The 20,531-nt window shown below is 35.7% G+C and carries 20 protein-coding genes; all 20 read right to left on the bottom strand.

Features of this window, described 5'->3' with window-relative positions; genetic code table 11:
* Positions 1-106 precede the first annotated feature (106 nt).
* On the bottom strand, positions 107-1,591 hold the full coding sequence (locus J0N78_RS13075; protein ID WP_209123554.1) for an aldehyde dehydrogenase family protein: 1,485 nt from the start codon (positions 1,589-1,591) through the stop codon (positions 107-109).
* A gap of 291 nt (positions 1,592-1,882) precedes the next feature.
* Positions 1,883-2,824 carry a phosphotriesterase family protein gene (locus J0N78_RS13070; protein ID WP_209123553.1) on the bottom strand — a complete coding sequence of 314 codons (942 nt, stop codon included), beginning with the start codon at positions 2,822-2,824 and terminating at the stop codon, positions 1,883-1,885.
* 38 nt (positions 2,825-2,862) lie between these two features.
* Positions 2,863-3,279 (bottom strand): PaaI family thioesterase, encoded by a 417-nt coding sequence (locus J0N78_RS13065; RefSeq protein WP_209123552.1) that lies wholly within the window; start codon positions 3,277-3,279, stop codon positions 2,863-2,865.
* A gap of 163 nt (positions 3,280-3,442) precedes the next feature.
* On the bottom strand, positions 3,443-4,750 hold the full coding sequence (locus J0N78_RS13060) for a TRAP transporter large permease (protein WP_209123551.1): 1,308 nt from the start codon (positions 4,748-4,750) through the stop codon (positions 3,443-3,445).
* A gap of 6 nt (positions 4,751-4,756) precedes the next feature.
* Positions 4,757-5,281 (bottom strand): TRAP transporter small permease, encoded by a 525-nt coding sequence (locus J0N78_RS13055; protein ID WP_209123550.1) that lies wholly within the window; start codon positions 5,279-5,281, stop codon positions 4,757-4,759.
* Between the two features lie 87 nt (positions 5,282-5,368).
* Entirely contained in the window at positions 5,369-6,481 is a 1,113-nt protein-coding gene (gene dctP, locus J0N78_RS13050) for a TRAP transporter substrate-binding protein DctP (RefSeq protein ID WP_209123549.1), read from the bottom strand.
* A gap of 146 nt (positions 6,482-6,627) precedes the next feature.
* Entirely contained in the window at positions 6,628-7,689 is a 1,062-nt protein-coding gene (locus J0N78_RS13045) for an LLM class flavin-dependent oxidoreductase (RefSeq protein WP_209123548.1), read from the bottom strand.
* A 129-nt stretch (positions 7,690-7,818) separates the two neighbouring features.
* Positions 7,819-8,580, bottom strand: a complete 762-nt coding sequence (locus J0N78_RS13040) for a carboxymuconolactone decarboxylase family protein (RefSeq protein ID WP_209123547.1) — start codon at positions 8,578-8,580, stop codon at positions 7,819-7,821.
* Positions 8,581-8,704: 124 nt separating this feature from the next.
* A complete protein-coding gene (locus tag J0N78_RS13035; protein ID WP_209123546.1) occupies positions 8,705-10,321 on the bottom strand; it encodes a long-chain fatty acid--CoA ligase in 1,617 nt (538 codons plus the stop codon).
* Between the two features lie 70 nt (positions 10,322-10,391).
* Positions 10,392-11,402, bottom strand: coding sequence for an NADP-dependent oxidoreductase (locus J0N78_RS13030; protein WP_209123545.1), 1,011 nt, complete (start codon positions 11,400-11,402; stop codon positions 10,392-10,394).
* Between the two features lie 65 nt (positions 11,403-11,467).
* Entirely contained in the window at positions 11,468-12,262 is a 795-nt protein-coding gene (locus J0N78_RS13025) for an enoyl-CoA hydratase/isomerase family protein (protein ID WP_209123544.1), read from the bottom strand.
* Between the two features lie 1,538 nt (positions 12,263-13,800).
* The gene (sda, locus tag J0N78_RS13020) at positions 13,801-13,992 is read right to left on the bottom strand and encodes a sporulation histidine kinase inhibitor Sda (protein ID WP_209123543.1); all 192 of its coding nucleotides are present in this window, start codon (positions 13,990-13,992) and stop codon (positions 13,801-13,803) included.
* A 133-nt stretch (positions 13,993-14,125) separates the two neighbouring features.
* On the bottom strand, positions 14,126-14,707 hold the full coding sequence (locus J0N78_RS13015; RefSeq protein ID WP_209123542.1) for a TetR/AcrR family transcriptional regulator: 582 nt from the start codon (positions 14,705-14,707) through the stop codon (positions 14,126-14,128).
* Between the two features lie 34 nt (positions 14,708-14,741).
* A complete protein-coding gene (locus tag J0N78_RS26170; RefSeq protein ID WP_280637219.1) occupies positions 14,742-14,870 on the bottom strand; it encodes a hypothetical protein in 129 nt (42 codons plus the stop codon).
* Between the two features lie 36 nt (positions 14,871-14,906).
* Entirely contained in the window at positions 14,907-16,196 is a 1,290-nt protein-coding gene (locus J0N78_RS13010; RefSeq protein WP_209123541.1) for a dihydrolipoamide acetyltransferase family protein, read from the bottom strand.
* Positions 16,197-16,214: 18 nt separating this feature from the next.
* A complete protein-coding gene (locus tag J0N78_RS13005; RefSeq protein ID WP_209123540.1) occupies positions 16,215-17,198 on the bottom strand; it encodes an alpha-ketoacid dehydrogenase subunit beta in 984 nt (327 codons plus the stop codon).
* 3 nt (positions 17,199-17,201) lie between these two features.
* A complete protein-coding gene (locus J0N78_RS13000) occupies positions 17,202-18,224 on the bottom strand; it encodes a thiamine pyrophosphate-dependent dehydrogenase E1 component subunit alpha (protein ID WP_209123539.1) in 1,023 nt (340 codons plus the stop codon).
* A gap of 80 nt (positions 18,225-18,304) precedes the next feature.
* The gene (lpdA, locus tag J0N78_RS12995; protein WP_209123538.1) at positions 18,305-19,729 is read right to left on the bottom strand and encodes a dihydrolipoyl dehydrogenase; all 1,425 of its coding nucleotides are present in this window, start codon (positions 19,727-19,729) and stop codon (positions 18,305-18,307) included.
* Positions 19,730-19,791: 62 nt separating this feature from the next.
* Positions 19,792-20,184 (bottom strand): CoA transferase, encoded by a 393-nt coding sequence (locus J0N78_RS12990; protein ID WP_209123537.1) that lies wholly within the window; start codon positions 20,182-20,184, stop codon positions 19,792-19,794.
* A gap of 66 nt (positions 20,185-20,250) precedes the next feature.
* Positions 20,251-20,531 (bottom strand): aldolase/citrate lyase family protein (locus J0N78_RS12985; RefSeq protein ID WP_247747294.1); only part of this gene is annotated, 281 nt, incomplete at its 5' end.

Below are 20,531 nucleotides of genomic sequence, written 5' to 3'. Positions count from 1 at the left end.
ATTTTCTAAGAAAATAGAGTAATATAGTACTAATGTTCTATTTTTTACACAAGTCATTACGTAGAAGATTCCTGTTAGTGACCCCTCTATGTTTTATAATACTTAATTAATTATCCATATTTACGAAAACACTTTTTACTTCTGTATAGTTGTCTAGTGCATAAGACCCCATTTCACGGCCGTTTCCAGATTGTTTAAAGCCACCAAATGGTGAAGCAGCATCAACAACATTATAACTGTTGATCCAAACCGTTCCTGCTTTTAACTTACTTGCCACATAATGCGCATTACGTACATTTTCAGTCCATACCGCGGCAGCAAGACCATATGGGGTATTATTAGCACGTTGAATGACTTCATCTATATCATCGAACGGCATCGCAACTAGAACTGGACCAAAGATTTCTTCTCTTGCTATTGTCATATCATCCTTCACAGCTGAAAATATCGTTGGTTCTACGAAATAACCACGATCAAATGGATCTCTACCACCTGTCAGCAACTCTGCACCTTCTTCTTGTCCCTTCTCAATGTAATTCAATACTCGCTTTTGCTGTACATCAGATACTAATGGACCCATTTGTGTTCCTGTATCTATTCCAGGTCCTTGTTTAATACTCTTTGATTGAGAGATCAGATCAGCTAAGACATTATCATATGCTTTCTTCTGTACAAAAAGACGAGAACCTGCCGTACAAACTTGCCCCTGATTAAACATGATACCCATAAATGCACCTGGTACAGCCTTAGTCAAATCAGCATCTGGAAGAACAATGTTTGGTGACTTACCACCAAGTTCCAAAGTCACTCTCTTAACTGTATCAGCGGCTTGACGCATTATTTGTTTACCTACTATTGTTGATCCAGTAAAGGCTATTTTGTCAACTTTTTCGTGCCTTACTAGTGGTTCACCTGCTGTCTCTCCAAATCCAGGAATAACATTTACAACCCCCTCAGGGAATCCAGCTTCTGCAGTCAATCCAGCTAAGTATAATGCAGTTAATGGTGTTTGTTCAGCTGGTTTCAATACTACTGTACATCCAGTTGCTAGTGCTGCGCCCAACTTCCATGCTGCCATAAGTAGTGGAAAATTCCATGGAATGATTTGTCCAACTACACCAACAGGTTCATGTCTTGTATAATTAAAGAAATTACCGTTAACTGGAATCGTTTGACCAACTATTTTAGTAGACCAACCGGCATAATAACGAAAATGCTCAATCGCTGCTGGTACATCAAAGCCCTGAGATTCATTAATCGGCTTCCCATTATCAATTGTTTCAAGTTGGGCAAGCTCTTCAAGATTTTCTTCCATCAAGTCAGCTAATTTATAAATAAGTCGACTTCTTTCCGAAGCACTCATTCTTGACCATGGACCATTATCAAAGGCCTCTCTAGCTGCCTCAACAGCACGATTTACATCTTCCTCCTGTGCTTCAGATACTAATGTCAAAACTTCTCCCGTTGCAGGATTTTTTGTTTCAAATGTCTTTCCGCTTACTGACTCTACCCATTTCCCATTAATAAATAGTTTTTTATTTCCTTGTAAAAAATTAACCACCTTATTTTTTAAATTCATTGTTTGTTCCATATTTTCTTCCTCCTCTTTTTTAATAATTTAAATTTTTAATCGGAATTACCCTAATACTAAATTATTGGTCACCTCCATGTTTTTACTAGTTTATTTCCTCATGTCCTTTCTTAAAGTGCTGTTGTTGCTAAATGTTTGCAAATCTACGGTGTCTTTTATATCTCAACCAAATCATGAACTTTAAAATGAATATATTCACAATTTGAGTTGCTTCCTTATAAATAATTCTTCTTTATTCAGTTACAGTCATACCTATTATCGTAATGAAATTAGATGAATAGTCTGTCTCAATTAACTCAACCAATCTTTTACATTCTCATTCATCATGATGTTAATTTCTTCTTCAGTAACTCCTTGTGATAAAAGTGTTGGAATTACTTTATCAAGTAAAAAAGTCATCGACCAATCGGGGAGAAGAGATTTTTTAAGACTTTCTGGCTTAAGACGATCTGTTGTACAACAATAATCTTGAGATAAAAACATCCGTTTTACATAACCTTTTTCTATCAAAGTTCTTACCGTTTTATTTCTTTGTTCTGTAGTGATGGTAGTTGTAATACCATAACGGTCCAATCCAATGTATACACCTTTATCAAGGACCCTCTCGATATAATCCAAATTATCAGTATCACCGCAATGACCAATCAATACATTATTTAGTTCTACTCCCTCTTCCTCAAATATCTGAATTTGCAACAACCCAGTTTCTTCTGAAGGAGCGGAATGAGTCATAATTGGAACCCCAGTTCGATGATGTGCTCTTGCCACAGCTCTTAATACCTTCTCAACACCCGGAGTAAGTCCTTGAATTTCCGTAGCACATTTTAAAAATCCTGCTTTTACCTCGGTATTTTGAACCCCCTCCTCAATGTCCTTTACAAACTGTTCAGCCATAAAATCAATGTCATTTGCCTCAAATCGTGTCGGTAAATAATGAAAAGTGAATATACCTGTAGCTGCAATGATTTGAACACCTGAGTCTTGAGAAACTCTCTTCATAAAGCTCACATCTCTGTCCAAACCCATTACAGAAGGATCAAAGATTGTTTTCACACCTCTATCCCTAACTGCAACTACTTGCTCCATGGCCAATCGATACTCTTCCTCAGCATCATATAAACGAGGAAATTGTACTGGTACACACTCAGACCTTGTTCTGACGTGTTCATGAATTAAAGTCTTTCCTAATTGCTCAAGTCCAATCTTACCCGCAACTGAATTAATGAACTTCATAATTCCCTCCGTTTATATGGAATGATATTCCACATTTATTATCCATTCTTTCTCTTTACTGCAAACGTTGCTCTTCCTGTTGCTAGTAATCTACCTTCTTCATCTTTAATATCCGCTACTCCAACAATTAAAAGTTTTCCTCTGTTAAGTACCTTTCCCTCTGCAATGATTTTCCCTTTTATTGCTGGTCTAAAGTAGTTAATATTCATCTCAGCCGTAACAGAATACTCATTTGTGTTCAAGACTGTCCTAACTGCTGTACCAATAACGGAATCTATAAGAACTGAAAGAACTCCCCCATGAACCATATTACCCGCCTGTTTCAAGTCATCACGTATTGGTAAAGAAAGAACTGCAAACCCTTCACTTATATCTTCTATTTGGATTCCAAGTAAATTTCGAAAATTGTTATTTTTCATTAACTCTTCTTCAAATTCTCTTAAATCTTTTTTCATATAAAACTCCTTCTTTTTAATTTCCATTTGACACATAAAGTAAAAGTCTTAGATGTATATTACAATGTTCACCAAAAGAAAGGTATCTAGTACTATTTGGAGTACAAGTGGAAATGGTCCCTTCTAGTAAGTGCAAGCTTCTAATTATTTTTTCTTACAACTTCTATTTCACTGAATTTGGAATAAATAATGCAATTTCAGGGAAAATGTAAAGCAATGTAACCAGGGCTAAAATCGGAATGATGAATAAGAATGCTCCTTTAAAAATTTGCGTAAGTGGTAATTCCTTTACAACCCCATTCAATACAAAACAATTCATTCCAACGGGTGGAGAAATTAATCCCATTTCGACAACAAGTACAATAATGACGCCAAACCAAATTAAATCAAATCCAACCGCTTCGACTAATGGTAAAATAATTGGTATGGTTACTACGATCATTGAAAGCGTATCCATAAACGCGCCTAAAATGATATACATTATAACAATTATAAGAAAGAACATAGCTGGCGAAAGATTTGCTGAAAACAAAAAGTCGGATATTAAATGCGGAACACGGGTAATCGTTAACACATAGTTTAAGATAAATGCTCCTATTACTATCGCAAAAATAAATCCAGTTGTTTTGATAGTTTCAAAAACAGCTTCGTTCACTTTTGGTATAGTTAACTTTCTGCGTACTAAGCCAATCATAAACGCCCCGAAAGCACCTACTCCAGCCGATTCAGTAGCTGTAAAAATACCGAAGTACATCCCGCCTAAAACAATGATAAAAAGAAGAAGAATCCATATCGTAGATTTTAAAGAATTAAAGCGTTCTTTCCAGCTGACTTTTTCTTCTTTTTCATTTGTGATTAAACTTGGGTTAATGATGCTGGCCACATAAATGGTGATGATAAAAAATAGAGTAAGTAGGATTCCTGGTATAATTCCCGCCATTAATAGCTTACCAATGGATTGCTCTGTCATCATGCCATATATGATAAACATCGTACTAGGAGGGATTAGAATACCTAGTGTTCCGCCTGCAGCAATAGAACCTCCCGTTAAGCTTTTACTGTAACCAGCAGCTAACATTTCTTTTGAGGCCATAACGCCAATGGTTCCTGTTGTGGCTAAACTAGACCCTGATGCGGCAGCAAACATAGCGGATGATCCAATCGTGGCCATTCCCAATCCGCCTCTTAAACCACTAAACCAGTTACGAAAAGTAGTATATAATTCATTGCTTATTCCCGAAGAATAAATTAACTGCCCCATTAATACAAATAACGGGATTGTCGTTAGGGTATAGGAATAGCTTTTCGTCCAAACAATCGTATCCAACGCTGATAACAAAGTAGGCCATCCTTTTAAATAGAGGATCCCAACACTAGCGGGAATTGCCATCGCAATCGCAATAGGAATACGTAAGAACATTAGAAGAAAAACGAATAGTATTACAACTAAACCAACGATAGAAACTGACAACTAGGCTCACTCCCCATTAGCAAAATATTTTACATTCTCGCTCACTTCAACAGCATTATTAGCCGCCTTTCTCTCTTTCAGTTCAACAATAAATCTTTGGAATGCTTCAAGTCCCCATGCAAAGAAACCAATGATTAACATTACTTTAAAAGGATAAAAGACGATCTTTAATAAACTAGATGTTGATGAAAATTCCATTTTTGAAAGAAATACCCAACACACAAGGAAACAAAAAGCAATTGTTAATACTTTCGCTGCCAGCTTTAACACTAACTGGAAGTTATAAGGTAATCGGTCATATAGTAATGTAATAGATACATGTGAATCTGTTTTTTCAGTATAAGCGAGTGAAAACACAATCATTAACACCATTGTAAATTGCACCAGTTCGATATCTCCAACAATCGGATACCCTAAAGTTCTTGCAGCAGCGAAAATGCCAACCATGACTACCATCAGTATAGAAGTAAAATAAGCTGCCCATTTATTTATCGAGGTAATGTAATTAATCGTTTTTAAGAAAAGATTCATAACAATGCCTTCTTTCCGTAAAATAATGAAGGAATTTGACTAGGAATAGAATAATCCCTAGTCAAGATAAAACAATTTAGTAAACTATTAGAATGGAATTTCCACTCCTTCTTCCTCTAGAGCTTGTTTGAAGAACTCCATCATTTCATCACCTGGATAACCTCTCTTATTCGCTTCGGTTACCCACTCGTCCCACATTTTTTTAGCAGGTTCTTTAAACTTATTTAATTCTGCAGATTCTGGAACAATAACTTTTCCTCCCTTATCTTTCACTCGGTTTTCAAACTCTTTAATAGAGTTTTCCATTGAAGACATATAAAGATTAGCCATTAATTCTTGATGTTTTGGACCTAATTTTTCTACAAAAAGCTTTTGTAGATCTTCTGGGAATTGATTAAACGCATTTGCATTAATAAATAACCCATTAGAAGAAACACCTAAATCAAGTTTTGTCATATAAGGTGCAACTTCATTTAAGTTAAAACCTATCGCTCCAGTTGTGTTATAAATAATGTCATCAACTATTCCTCTTTCAACAGATTCATATAATTCTGTATTGGCAATTGAGACTGGAACTGCACCCCACATTTCGATTAATTGGTTTCTAGAATATAAACTATTACTTATTTTTCTGCTTTTAGTATCTTCAACTGTTGCTATTGGATCAGTACTGTATAGCTGTGATGTATCGGTTGAGGAAGCACCTAGCCATACTGCGTCTTTAAATGTATCCTTCAAAAACTTATCATAAAATTTATTCATTACATTAACTGCTACATCAGGGTTAGGAATTGCAAAAGGCAAGTCTCCAATCGATAGCGGGTACAAAATATCATTCTTGTCAGAACTTGCATACAAAAGTCCTACATCAAATACACCGCCGCTAACATCATCATAACCAGTATCTGGAGTTCCAAGTGCAGCACTAGGAAAAAGATGAACTGTAACCCTTCCATTTGTTTCATTGTGGACAAATTCTGCCCAAGGTTCTGAAACGTTTTTTGTATATGGATGAGTGGGTGGAGCAAGAACGTTATAGTTTAATTCATAAGTTTCACCACTATTATTTGACTCGTTTGTAGACTCGTTTGAAGATTCATTTGAGGATTCGTTCGATGAAGTATCTTCAACTTGCCCACATGCTGCTAAGAACACTATTGCCAATATTAATACTGTAAAATTTAAAAACACTTTTTTCATTCGTATTCCCCCCATTAGCAATTTTTTGTAAATGCACTAATTTCTTTTATGATCATATAGCTTCATCAATAGAACAATAGACCACCCCCTTCCTGAATATCCATAACTCAACCAAGGTGCTTTAAAATTTTGAATTTTAAAATTATTTATTTGACTATAGTATTCTTTTTTGTAAAATGCGGTAAAACTTCTTCAGAAAACAATTCCATCGAATTCAATACCTGTTTTTGTGGTTGACCGCCAATATTCATCCATAAAATAATATTATTTAGACCTGTTATTTCTTTATATTTTTGAATGTCTTCGATTACTTTTTCTGGAGACCCAATTATTGCATTATCAGATTTTAAGAACTTATCATAATCTAAATGTCTTTCCCTCTGCACTACTCCAAATGTTGGTCGATTATCTCGTTCACCCATATACCATTCTAAACCTTGTCTATACTCTTTTTGGGCTTTTTCAGTAGTTTCCGCGACATTACAGAACAATAGTTTTCCTGATCTTGCAATTGCATTTGTTATATCTTCTTCTGAAAAACCTGATTCTACAGCTGTCTTTTTATACAACTCTATCTTATGGTTCGTATCTTCATTTGTTATTCCACCTAATACGAATGAATGTCCCTGTTTAGCTGCATTTATCATCGAAGCATCATTACCAGATACCATCACAAAAATAGGCGGTCCTTCAAGATGAACGGGCCTGGGATAGACTGGAATATCTTTAATATCATAGAACTTTCCAGAATAAGATACTCTATTATTCTTTAATGCTGTTGTCAGAATATCTAATGACTCTAGATACTTTTCATGCCTCTCATCGAAATCCATATTATATGCCTCAAATTCCAAGGCATCATAGCCTTTCCCAACTCCCAAATATAATCTGCCATCACTGATAATATCTACTAAAGCCATATCTTCCGCCAGCTGTAACGGATGATGTAGAGGTAATCTTGAGACTGCAGAACCCAACTTAATATTTGAGGTTTGAGCCGCTGCTGCTGCTAGATATACTTGTGTAGAGCTAACGACACCGTATAATCGTGCATTATGCTCTGCAATCCAAGCGGAGTGAAAACCTAATCGATCTGCGGCCTTAATTTGCTCTAAACCATCACGCAATTCTTCTGCATCAGTTTTCCACGGAGCTACAGAATTCAAGAAAAATAATCCAAATGTCATATCCTTTCCTAAAATCGTCACCTTTAGCACCCCTTATCTTAAAATTTTAGCTTAATAAAATGTATTACCCATACCAGTAATGGTAAATTCTGCAATAAACAAACTCTTACTATATCAACATATCCTGCTGTTTAATAGTGTCACATAAAACTATTCCTTTTCAGCAATTACTGAATTTAATATCTCAATTCCTGCATAAAAGGTATCCACACCTTGAGCACTTGTTAGTTTCAACACTTCCATAATTTCTTCAAATGTCGCGCCATATCTTAGGGCATTTTGAATATGGACCCTAATCCCAACATCAAAAAGATGAGTTGTTGCACTATCGATCGCAATGTAGATGAATTCTTTTAATTTTGGACTTAAAATATCACTATCCCAAGGATTCGTTAGAAATTGATAATAACTTTCAAAGAAATGCTCATCATTTAGTAAGAGAGTGTTTCGAAAATCATGCCAATAGCCCATCTTTTCAACGAACTTTTCTTTTAACTTCTCCTGGTTTGCATTCAGTTTTGCGTCTTTAAATTCGCTGGTTTCTTCTACGAGAATCGGAACTCCAACAGCACAGGTATGCATACCTAACACACTTACTAGTTTAAAAACTTCTAATATTTCTCTTTCTGTCGCACCTTGGTTAACAGCGTTTTCAATGTGCATTTTCAATGTATCCTTACTTAAATTTGTTGGAGAGGAGCTTAATGCAACATTGATTAATTCCCTGGATTTTGCATCAATAATATTATTTTTGTAAGGAGTAGAAACTAATTTTTTATAAATCTCAAAGAATTCTTTATCTTCTTCTAGTAAATAATTTAATGTTGAATTCCAGTACCCCATCTCTTTTTTATAAGAAGCAGCTGCCTCCTTATTCTCATTTTCTGTTCTCACTGGATCCTTACTAACCATAAATTTTTTCCTCCTCTTTGCGTAGATATTGCTTATTCATCATTTGTAAGCACTTACATTTTGTTGGAACGCGTTTCGGTTTGCTATATTTTTTTTAGATATTTTTCCTACTTAATGTCTTACATTAGCCACTTATAAAATAATCTTTAAAATCATTTCGTAACTTTCGTTTTAAAAATTTACCTACAGAAGTTTTTGGTATTTCATTGATAAAGATGATATCGTCTGGCAACCACCATTTGGCAAACTGTGGCTCTAAAAAATCCAATAGCACTTCTTTTGTTACTTTTCCATACGTTGCATTTTTGACAACAAAAGCTACAGGACGTTCTTGCCATTTTTCATGCGGAACCGAGATCACAGCAGCTTCTGAAACACCTTCATGAGCCATCAATGCATTCTCAAGATCTACAGAAGAAATCCATTCTCCGCCACTCTTAATCAAATCTTTTGTTCGATCAACGATTTTAATGTTTCCTTCAAAATCGACTGTTGCAATATCTCCTGTGTAAAGCCAACCATCTTTTACCGCCTCAGCAGTTTTTTCTGGTTTGTTGTAATAATGATCTGTAATCCATGGTCCTCGTAATAGTACTTCACCCATATCTTTACCGTTCTTCTCCACTTCTCCCTGATTATTGATTACTTTTAATTCAATTCCCGGAACAGGAATTCCTTGCTTTGATATAAACTCCAGTTTATCTTCGTCTTCCATTTCTTGTTGATAGCTTTTCAATCTAGAAAGCGTTGTAACTGGACTTGTTTCTGTTGCTCCATACGCATGAACAAAAAGAATATTGTATTTCTCTTGATATGTGCGAATGACTCCCTTTGGCATAGCAGCGCCACCACATACTATAAAACGCAAGCTTGATAAATCATACATATTGGTTTTCAATTCATTCAACAATCCGATCCAGATGGTTGGAACTCCAGCAGTGATCGTGACCTTTTCTGTTTCAATTAATTCTCCAATTGTATTAAACGTGAAATTGGGACCCGGTAATACTTGTGTAGTACCAAACCAGACAGAAGCGAATGGAAATCCCCACGCATTTACGTGAAACATAGGAACTACATGCATGGCTCTATCTGACTCAGAAATACCAAACGTGTCAGCTAGTCCGAGCATCATGCTATGTAACACAATACTTCTATGTGTGTATAAAACTCCTTTTGGGTTCCCTGTTGTTGCTGAAGTGTAACACATGCCTGCTGGGTCATCTTCATTTAAATTATCAGGAAATGAAAAGTTTATATTTCCTTCTTTCAATAGCTTTTCATAATGATAGATAGGTTTAAGGTTCGTCTCTGGTAATTCCTCGTTATCTGAAAGTACAATAAAAGCTTCAACAGTAGGGATTTCATCTTTAATATTTTCAATCATTGGCAAAAGACCTTGATCGATCAGTAAAACCTTGTCCTCTGCATCATTAATGATATATTTTAAATGGTCAGATGAAAGGCGAATATTTATTGTATGCAACACTGCACCCATACTAGGAATTGCAAAGTATGCTTCTAGGTGACGATGGTCATTCCATGCAAATGTACCAACTCTATCACCATACTTTACACCTAGAATGTCTAGTACACTAGCTAAAGCCCTCGTTCTTTTTGCAAAATCTCCATATGTTAAGCGAGTGATTCCTGTTGATGTTCTTGAAATGACTTCCTTTTTTGTAAAATACTTTTCAGCTCTCACTAATAAAGTATCAATTGTCAATTGTGTATCCATCATGGTAATCCCCCCAATCCAACCATTTTTGAAAATTTATTAGAATTATCGTGAAGTAACACGTCCAAAAATATTATTCTCCAATTTTCACAAGTTGCTTACCCAGATTATCACCACGGAAAAGTCCTAAAAAAGCATCTGGAGCATTTTCTAGACCCTCCACAATATTTTCTTTGTATTTAATTTTTCCTTCCTTAATCCATTGCGCCAAGGCTTTCCTTCCTTCTTCAAAGCGATCTTTATAGTCACTATAAATAAAGCCTTTGAGAAGTATGCTCCTCCTGATGATGTGCGTAAACAGCCGCGGTCCATTTTCGATATTTTCTGAATTTAACATCGATATCTGTCCACATAATGGAACTCTTCCATAAAAGTTTAATAAAGAAATAGTAGCATCTGTAATCTCTCCACCGACGTTATCATAATAAACATCTATTCCTTTTGGACAAATTCTCTCCAGTTCTTGATAGATATCATGAACTTTTTTATAATTCAACACATCGTCAAAACCAAGTTCTTCCTTTAAATATTTCAATTTTTCATCAGAACCAGCAATTCCTACTACTCTACAACCCTTTATCTTTGCTATTTGACCTACAACCATACCAACCGCACCCGCTGCACCCGAAACTACAACCGTTTCACCAGGTCTTGGTTTTCCAATGTCAAGTAAACCAAAATAGGCTGTTAAACCAGTCATTCCTGTTACATGCAAATGGGTTGTAATTGGAGCCTCATCAAGGTTAATTTTACGTAATTCCGATCCATCTCTTAATGAATAATCTGCCCAGTCGAACGTCCCTATTACCATCTCACCTACACTAAAGTCTGGGTTTTTTGACAAAATGACTTCCCCAATACTATCACCTGTAAGCGGTTCACCAATTTGGAATGGTTTAGCATATGACTTTATATTTTTCATTCTTCCTCGCATATATGGATCTACAGATAAATAATGGGTTCGAACCAGAACTTGGTTTTCATCTGGAACAGGGATTTGAGCTTCTACCATTTTAAAAGTAGATTCATCAGGCACACTTTCTGGTCGCTTTGCTAACAAGATTTGCCTATTTACCTTTATCAAAACCTAGCACCTCAATCTAAATATTTTATTCTTTAACCAACCTCTGTCTCATTTGAAAATACTCTTTATACTTCCTGATCATTAAACCACTGAATGGCACCTTTTAAACCAAGCTCATTGATTTTCTGATACATAAGCTTAATCCCGTCTGCAGTATGAATAATAGCATCTTGTTCAGGACCGTACATTATCCCTGTACGGAATCCTTGTAAATCCATTATGCGATTATGGGCCATTTTTTTGAGTTTAAGAACATCTCCAGGTGTTTTTGCTATCCCACGAGCAATTTTTAAAGTCTCCTCTTCTAGGATTTCACCATCAAAGCACCTAGCAGCAATTCCGTATTCAGTTGCTTCCTCGCCACTAATTCTACTACCTGCAGTAAGATCTAGTAGTTTTGCTCTTTGTGGTCCAACATGCCAACCCCAATAAATCCCTACAAACCCTCCTCCTAATGGTAAAGAAGGGAAACCAAATTTGGCATTTTTGTCGGTGATTACGATATCACAGCATGCGAGGAGCTGTGTTCCACCAGCAAGGGCGTGCCCATGAACCTGTGCGATGACTGGCTTTGGAAACTCCCATAATCTAATCCAACGTCTTGTACATACCTCAAGATAATCTCTATCTTCTGTCACACTAGGTTCTTCATATGAACCAACATCATAACCTACGCAAAACGCTTTTCCGCTACCTTTAATGATCACAACGCTGATTTCATTATCGGTTTCAATTTCGTCTAAAGCCAAGTCGAAATCATTAAACAATTCTACGCTTAGAGCATTCAATTTATCAGGTCTATTTAAAATCAAGTAAGCTATTTTTCCTTTTTTCTCTATTAGAACAAGTTTTTCTGACATAAAAATCACCCTTCTTAATTTTTATCTAAAACCTAATTTAATGGTGTAATTAAATTCTCCTTATTAGTACCAGAAATCAAAATTGAAGTATTATTTGTAATAGACGCCTAGGATCTGAAATTATAACACTTAATATTTCATTTTTTTCTCTTAAGAACGTAATATTTTCTCCTTTCATTTTTTTCTAAGTTTCAATCTATGAATGCGTATGAATATGACTATATTCTTTGCAATGCATTTTTCATGCCAAAAAATATTTAATCTAAGAAATCCTTATAGTATCTTCCTTTTAGAACTTATTAAGAGTTTTCCTTAGCTTTTTATTAACAACAAATGTCTTAATTTTAAAAAGTTTTATTTCATAATTGAAACACTCTCCAAATTAAATTGACCGAAGTCTAATATATTGATATTGGTATAGACCCAAGACAGGAAAAGAAAAAAGAAAACAAATGAAGAGAAAGTTTTACATTTAAATATTAAATAACCATTAAGGAACCACGGAATATACTATGTGGTTCTTTCTCATTTATCAAATTAAGTATTTAGACCTACACGGTCCTTTAAATCTATTAATCGTTAAAATCATCCGAATTGATGCCTTAAATTAACTCATAGCTATCATCTATTGTAATAATTAATAAAAACTAATTTGAAATATTATGTGGTCAAAATATGGTCAAAACGATTTTGAGGAGCAAAATGTGGTCAAGTAGTAAAACTACAAACACAACTAAACCCCTTGCAGGACAAGGGGTTAAACATTAATATGTATGGTGACCCGTGACGGGATCGAACCGCCGACCTCCACCCTGTCAATCTAGAGTCTTATGTTTCAGCTTATATCAACAAGTGCCAAGAAACCTTGATATGTCAACAGTTTCACTGATTCTCCTAAAATTAATTTCTTGAAGAAAAAGAACTGTTTTTTATTAAAATGTGGTCAAAATGTGGTCATCAATACATCTTATTTTCCAAGAGGTTAGAAAAGAAAAGTTTTTTTAAAACTTCAGTTTAAATAATAAAACATACCCTTTTCTACCAATTGCACGATCTCCCCCCTGTCAAAGAGGCGAAAAGGACGTTAGGATTTGTTAAAGAAAGCCAATACGTTGATATATAACGTTATGGCTAAATATTTGAAGTAAAAGACACGTTCCTTGATTTTTGCAATAACTAATTCGATACAAAAAACAAAATCGCTAACGCGACTTAATCACGTCCCGAAGTTACTCATTAACTTCGGGACTTTCACTCGCTACTCTGTGCCGTTACATTCTGGACTTTCATTTAAATCAAGCCAGTCTCCAATGTCCTTAAATAAGATCATCTTCTTCTAGCTTTTGTTTATCCTGCTTTTTCTCGCTCATCACTTCTTCTCTTTCTTTTGGTTTCATAAATTCCAAAATTACTTTACTTGATACATTCAAATAATGAAAAAAGGATAGTCCACATATTCATAAACTACCCTTTTATACATTAAAGTTTGTTATCATTTTATAAGTCCTCTGAGCTTTGTTATATACTTAATTGTTGTGTCACAATTGCAATTGTATAACCTCTACGTGTTTAGCACCTAACTTTTTATATAAAGCATCCGTGTTAAGTAATCCATTCCTTAATCTTTTATTTATTTCTTTCTCTACTAAACTTATAAAATCTTCATTAATATTAAATAGCAAAGCATTATTATATGTTTCTAATAAAATTTCATTATTGAGTTTATGCATTTTTTCACTCCTAAACTTTTTCTAAGAAACTTTTTTTATACTTAGAGCTTAATTTTACTCACCTGGCTTTACATAACGAACCCAAAACTGATAAATATCAAATTTCCCTTAATTACTAGCAATTAATAACATATTATTTCGATATAACCTTTCGAAATAATTTAACATAAAAATCAATATACATTTCAACTGTATTTTCTAACGCGTGTGAGCGTATTGCCAACATTTCACTAGCAAATATTATATTGTGTGTTAAGAGATTCACATCTGAATTTTCTATAGAAATACCCTTATTTCGGATAGATAAATTAATTAATTCTTCTACTTTTTTATAAAGATTTTCTTCTTTTTTCTTTAATAAATTACGTTTATATTTAGGTATGCTATTTGAATGCCTAAAAATGATTTGTATTTCTTCCTTCATTTCATCTATAGTTCTAATATAAAATGATATAAACTCTTGAAAAAGGTTTCGATCTGTACTTCTTTGTTCACCAAATTCAATTATTTTTTCCATGAGTTCCTCGTATATACTTGCAATCACCAAAAAAAGGATATTCCCTTTACTTTCACCATACTTACAAACACTACCAACACTAGTATTAGCAAATTTAGCAATATCATTGATAGTGGTTTTTTCAAACCCTTTCTCACTATATAAGTTAATTGCAGATTGAATTATTAATGTTTTATTATTTTCAAATATTATATTCATTTTTCCAATTTAAAAACATCTAAATTATATTGTTTTACCCACTTATTAATGCCCCCACATTAATAATATATTTTTGAGCTATTAATGATTTATTTTCTGCGCTAATGGCTGCTTTAGCTAATTGCCCTTTATAACATTCAGAAAAAAATCTACGCAATTTCATATCTTCCTCCCTATGAGTAAATTCTCAATCCAGCCCTTAATAAATCTTTGTATCTGAACCAAAACCTTCTATTTTTTCTTTAACACTCTGAAGGAATCGTCCACAAACTAGTCCATCTAAAACACGGTGGTCCAACGAAAGACAAATGTTCATCATATCACGTACAGCGATCATATTATCCTTTACAACTGGGCGTTTCACGATCGCTTCAACACTTAAAATGGCTGCTTGTGGTTGATTAATAATTGGGTTAGAGAGAATGGAACCAAATGAACCTGTGTTATTTACAGTAAATGTCCCACCGCTCATATCATTCATCGATAATTTTCCTTCCCTCGTTTTCCTCGCAATTTCATCTAAAGATTTTACTAAACCGAAGATACTCTTTTGATCGGCATCCTTAATAACAGGAACAAACAACTCTTTTTCAGTAGCGACAGCCACCGATATATTGATCGCTTTTTTAACAATAATTTGTTCATCAGTCCACTGTGAGTTCAGAATTGGATATTCCTTCAAACTCTCTACTACTGCCTTAATAAAGAAAGGTAAATATGTAAGATTTATACCTTCCTTACTTTTGAATTCACCCTTTATTTTGTTTCGAAATTCTACTAAATTAGTAACATCACATTCAGCCATTATCCATGCATGTGGAGCAGTCTGTTTACTTTCGACCATTCGGTTTGCGATCGTTTTCCTGACACTTGTTACAGGAATGATTTGATCTCCATCATGGGATACATTAGAAGAAGGAGTCCGATTATTTTGTGCTGCTTTCTTAGATACTTCCTGTATTGGTTCTGAATTCGGGACTTCCGAAACGATTGAGTGTTCCACTTCTTGGACTGCGGTTGCGGCTACTTGACGCTTTCCTTCTAAAATTTCCAAAATGTCTTTTCTAGTAATTCTCCCACCATTTCCTGTGCCTTCGATATCTTCTAAATTCAAGTTATTTTCTTGTGCAAGTTTTAGTACAGCTGGTGAATATCTTTTCTTTGTACCTGAACTTTCATTTTCCTTATTTTCTACAAAAGTAGAACTTGCATCTACTACTTGATTATCGGCTGTTGGTTCTGAACCTGTAGCATCTGTAGTAATATAGCAAATTAACTCCCCTACGGAAACGGTTTCATCTTCCTGAACAATAATTTCAGATATCGTTCCATTTTGGACTGAAGGTACCTCGGCATTTACTTTATCGGTTGCAACTTCACAAATAGGCTCGTATTTTTTTACTTGATCTCCCGCTTTAACGAACCATTTTACTACGGTACCTTCTGTTACACTTTCTCCAAGTTGCGGCATTAAAACCTGTTCTTTCATTAACTACCACCTCTAATTCTAGTATTCTGCTAACTCTTTCATTGCTTTGTACACCTTATCTGGATTTAGCATAAAAAACTTCTCCATACCACCGTTATAGGGTGTAGCTGGAACATCTGGACCACAAAGACGTCTAATTGGGGCATCTAAATCGTACAGACATTCCTCTGAGATAACAGCGGAAACTTCTCCCCCAACGCCTCCTTCTTTATTATCTTCATGGATAATTAGGACTTTCCCCGTTTTTTGAGCGGCAGCAACAATCGATTCCTTATCTAAAGGATAAAGTGTACGCAAATCTAAAATATGTGTACTATATCCTTCCTTCTCTAATTTTTCAGCAGCTTGTAAAGCAAAGTGTAAAGTTAATCCATAGGATATTACGGTAATATCTTCGCCTTCTCTTTTTACTTCAGCTTTTCCAATTGGAACAGTATATTCCGTAACGGGTACTTCTCCTTTAATCAGTCGATAACATCGCTTGTGTTCCAAATAAAGGACAGGGTCTTCATCCCGGATTGCTGAAATTAACATTCCTTTTGCATCATACGGAGTTGATGGTGCAATCACCTTCAAACCAGGTATGTTGCAAAACATCGCTTCAATACATTGTGAGTGATAAGGTCCTCCATGTATTCCTCCCCCATATGGAGCACGGATAACAAGAGGACAATTCCAATCACCATTTGAACGATACCTCATTTTTGCAGCTTCACTTACGATTTGATTAACAGCGGGCATAATGAAATCTGCAAATTGCATCTCAGCAATTGGTCTTAAGCCATAAGCAGCGGCTCCAATAGCGACACCAGCAATGGCTGATTCGGCTAATGGAGTATCTAATACGCGTTGTTCCCCAAATTCATCATATAGTCCCTGAGTGGTCTTAAATACACCACCTTTGTATCCTACATCCTCTCCTAAAACAAATACTTTTTGATCACGGTCCATTTCCTCTCTCATTGCTTGATTAATAGCCTCGATATAGGAAACCACTGGCATATATTATTCCCCCTTTTCTGCATATACGTGTTTTAGCGTGCTTTCTGGTGCTGGAGCTGGGGCATTTTCAGCATATTCTGTTGCCTCATCCACTTCCTTATCCACCCAATCATGAATTTCTTTTTCTACCTCTGCTGTTAGTACACCCACTTCTTTTAAATAGGCATTAAACAACGGAAGCGGATCTTTCTTCTTCTCTTCTGCTACTTCTCCTTCTGGTCGATAACCCCGGTCATCGTCATCAGATGAGTGCGGTGTAAAGCGGAAACATAGGGCTTCAATTAATGTTGGTCCTTCTCCACGTCTAGCTCTATCCACTGCTTCTTTAGTAACTTTATAGACTTCCAATGGATCACTTGCATCTACACTAACTCCAGGAAAACCATATCCTTTAGCTCGGTCAGCAATACTCTCACAAGCGACTTGTTTTTCATATGGAACTGAAATGGCATATTTATTATTCTCACAGAAAAAAATGACGGGTAATTTATGAACACCTGCGAAGTTAGCTCCTTCATGGAAATCTCCTTGGTTACTTGAACCCTCACCAAACGAAGTAAAAACAACTAGATCCTTACCTTCCATCCTTCCAGCTAAAGCCATACCAACTGCATGGGGAACTTGAGTCGTTACTGGACTAGACCCAGTAAGAATTCTATATTTCTTACCACCAAAATGCCCTGGCATCTGTCGTCCTCCACTGTTTGGATCCTCAGCTTTTGCAAATGAATTTAACATTAAATCCCTTGCCGTCATACCAAAGACGGTCACTACACCAATATCGCGATAATATGGACATAAGAAGTCTTTGTTTCTATCAAGCGCATAGGCCGCTCCTACTTGTGCTGCTTCTTGTCCTTGGCACGAGAGTACAAATGGGATCTTTCCAGCCCTGTTTAGGAGCCAAGTCCGTTCATCCACCTTTCGTGCCAAAAGCATATCACGATACATACTAATAACTTGTTCATCTGACAAACCTAACTCAGTATGCCTATTTTTTACTTCTGTAGAAGCTAATCTTTCCATATAAACTTCCCTCCTAATTTTATTGAAATTTATGATTATATATAAGGATTACAAAAAGATTCGTTAGTAAATTTAATAATCTATGAATGAATTGCTAGGTTATCTACCGCAAGGGCAGCTTCACCTAAGACCTCAGCTAGAGAAGGATGAGGATGTATGGCTTTAGAAATTTCCCATGGAGTTGCGTCTAAAACTTTTGCCAGTGCTCCCTCTGCAATCAAATCCGAAACATGCGGGCCAATCATATGGACCCCGAGTAAATCATTCGTTTTTTCATCAATGACTAATTTGGCAAATCCGTCATCTTCACCGTATATTAAAGCCTTCCCAATCGCTTTAAATGGGAATACACCTGTTTTAATACTAATACCTTGCTCTTTTGCTTGATCTTCTGTCAGACCTAGGCTAGCAACTTCGGGACGGCTGTAGGTAATTTTCGGTACTTGATCGTAATTCATTCGATGTGGATTTAATCCTGCCATGTGTTCTACTGCCAGAATTCCTTCATGAGAAGCTACGTGTGCTAATTGCAACCCACCAATTACGTCACCGATAGCATAAATATGACTTTCAGCCGTTTGAAAACATTCATTTACTTGAATAACACCTTGCTCAACAACCACTTCTGTATTTTCAATTCCGATGTTTTCGACATTGGCTTTACGCCCAACTGAAACTAAAATTTTCTCCGTTTTAAAAGAAACTAATTCTCCATTTTTTTCAGCGTCAATTGTTACTAGACCCCCTTCCTTTGAAAGGGTATCGGGTAGTACTCTTGCATTCGTTTGAATTTTAACCTTCCTTTTTTTCAATAAACGAGTCATTTCCTTACTTACTTCAACGTCTTCAAGTGGTAAGATACGGTCTGCAAATTCTACAATTTTGACCTCAACACCTAAATCGTTAAGTAACGAAGCCCATTCTATTCCAATTACCCCTCCTCCAACTATGAGGACAGACTTAGGAAGATGTTCAAGTTCGAGTGCTTCATCACTAGTTAGAACAAATTCTCCATCTACTTCTAAGCGAGGTAGAGTACTAGGTTTAGAACCAGTCGCTACTAGTAAATTTTTAGGAACTAATATTTCTGCTTCTTTATCCTTATAGGAAACTGCCACTGCTCCCGTTTGTGGTGAAAAGATGGAAGGACCAAGTATCCGTCCATCCCCATGAAAAATCGTAATTTCTCCTTTTTTCATAAGATATTGAACACCTTTATGCAGTTGGTCAACGATTCTTTGCTTTCGTTCCTGCATCTTTAGGAAATTAATCGATAAATTTGAAGCTTCTACTCCAAATTCAGGACTTTTTGAAACTGTATGAAAGACCTCAGCTGATCGTAGAAGTGCTTTACTTGGTATACACCCTCTATGAAGGCAGGTCCCTCCAAGTTTGTCTTTTTCAACAACGGCTACCTTCATCCCTAACTGGCTCGCACGAATGGCAGCTACATAACCACCCGTTCCACCTCCAAGGACGATTAAATCAAATTCATTTACTGTCATAGACAAAAACTCCTCTCAATGTTCTCAAACATTTAACACCATTGTTCAGATTGAACTTTCAATCAGTTGACCTTTGATACAGCTTTAATAACGCCTTTTCCTTGTAAACCTTCAATTTGTTTCTGTGAATACCCCAATTTGGTAAGAACTTCTTCCGTATGCGTACCACAATCAGGTCCTACCCACTTAACTTCTCCTGGTGTTTCGTTTAATTTTGGTACAATACCTGGCATAACAATTTCACCGACTCTTTCATCAGGCAATGTGATAAACATATCACGAGCATGATATTGTGGATCTTTCATAATGTCTTCAATATTGTATATCGGACCAGCTGGAATACATCCCGAGTTTAATTTTTCCATTAAATCATCTAGATTGTGTTGACGTGTCCAATTCTCAATTTCTGCATCCAAACGGTCAGCTTCCTTTACTCGTCCCTTGTGCTGTTTCAATTAAACACTCAATACCAATTCTTTTACTAATATTATTTGCCATTTCCAATTGGGAAAGAAGTGTTTCTACCACATAAAAATGTTTTCTTTTACAGCTTCTACAACTTCAATAATATCTTTATAGGCAAATTCTGTATCTAAACTATTTATTCTTACTATCCGAGTTGTACTTCCCCAATCCAATTCATTTAAAGCAGTAATAATATTTTTTCTGGCATTTCCTTTTTCAGATGGTGCAACCGCATCCTCAAGATCAAGGAAAACAGCATCAACATTCATTTTCGAAGCCTTTTCAATAAACTTCCACTTCGAAGCTGGTACCGCCAACTCACACCTACGTAACCTAT

The sequence above is a fragment of the Alkalihalobacillus sp. BA299 genome (assembly GCF_017745675.1).
In the GTDB taxonomy this organism is placed as follows: domain Bacteria; phylum Bacillota; class Bacilli; order Bacillales; family Bacillaceae_F; genus Alkalihalobacterium.
Note: the sequence above shows the minus strand (reverse complement) of the source record. Positions and strands in the feature narration are given on the sequence as shown.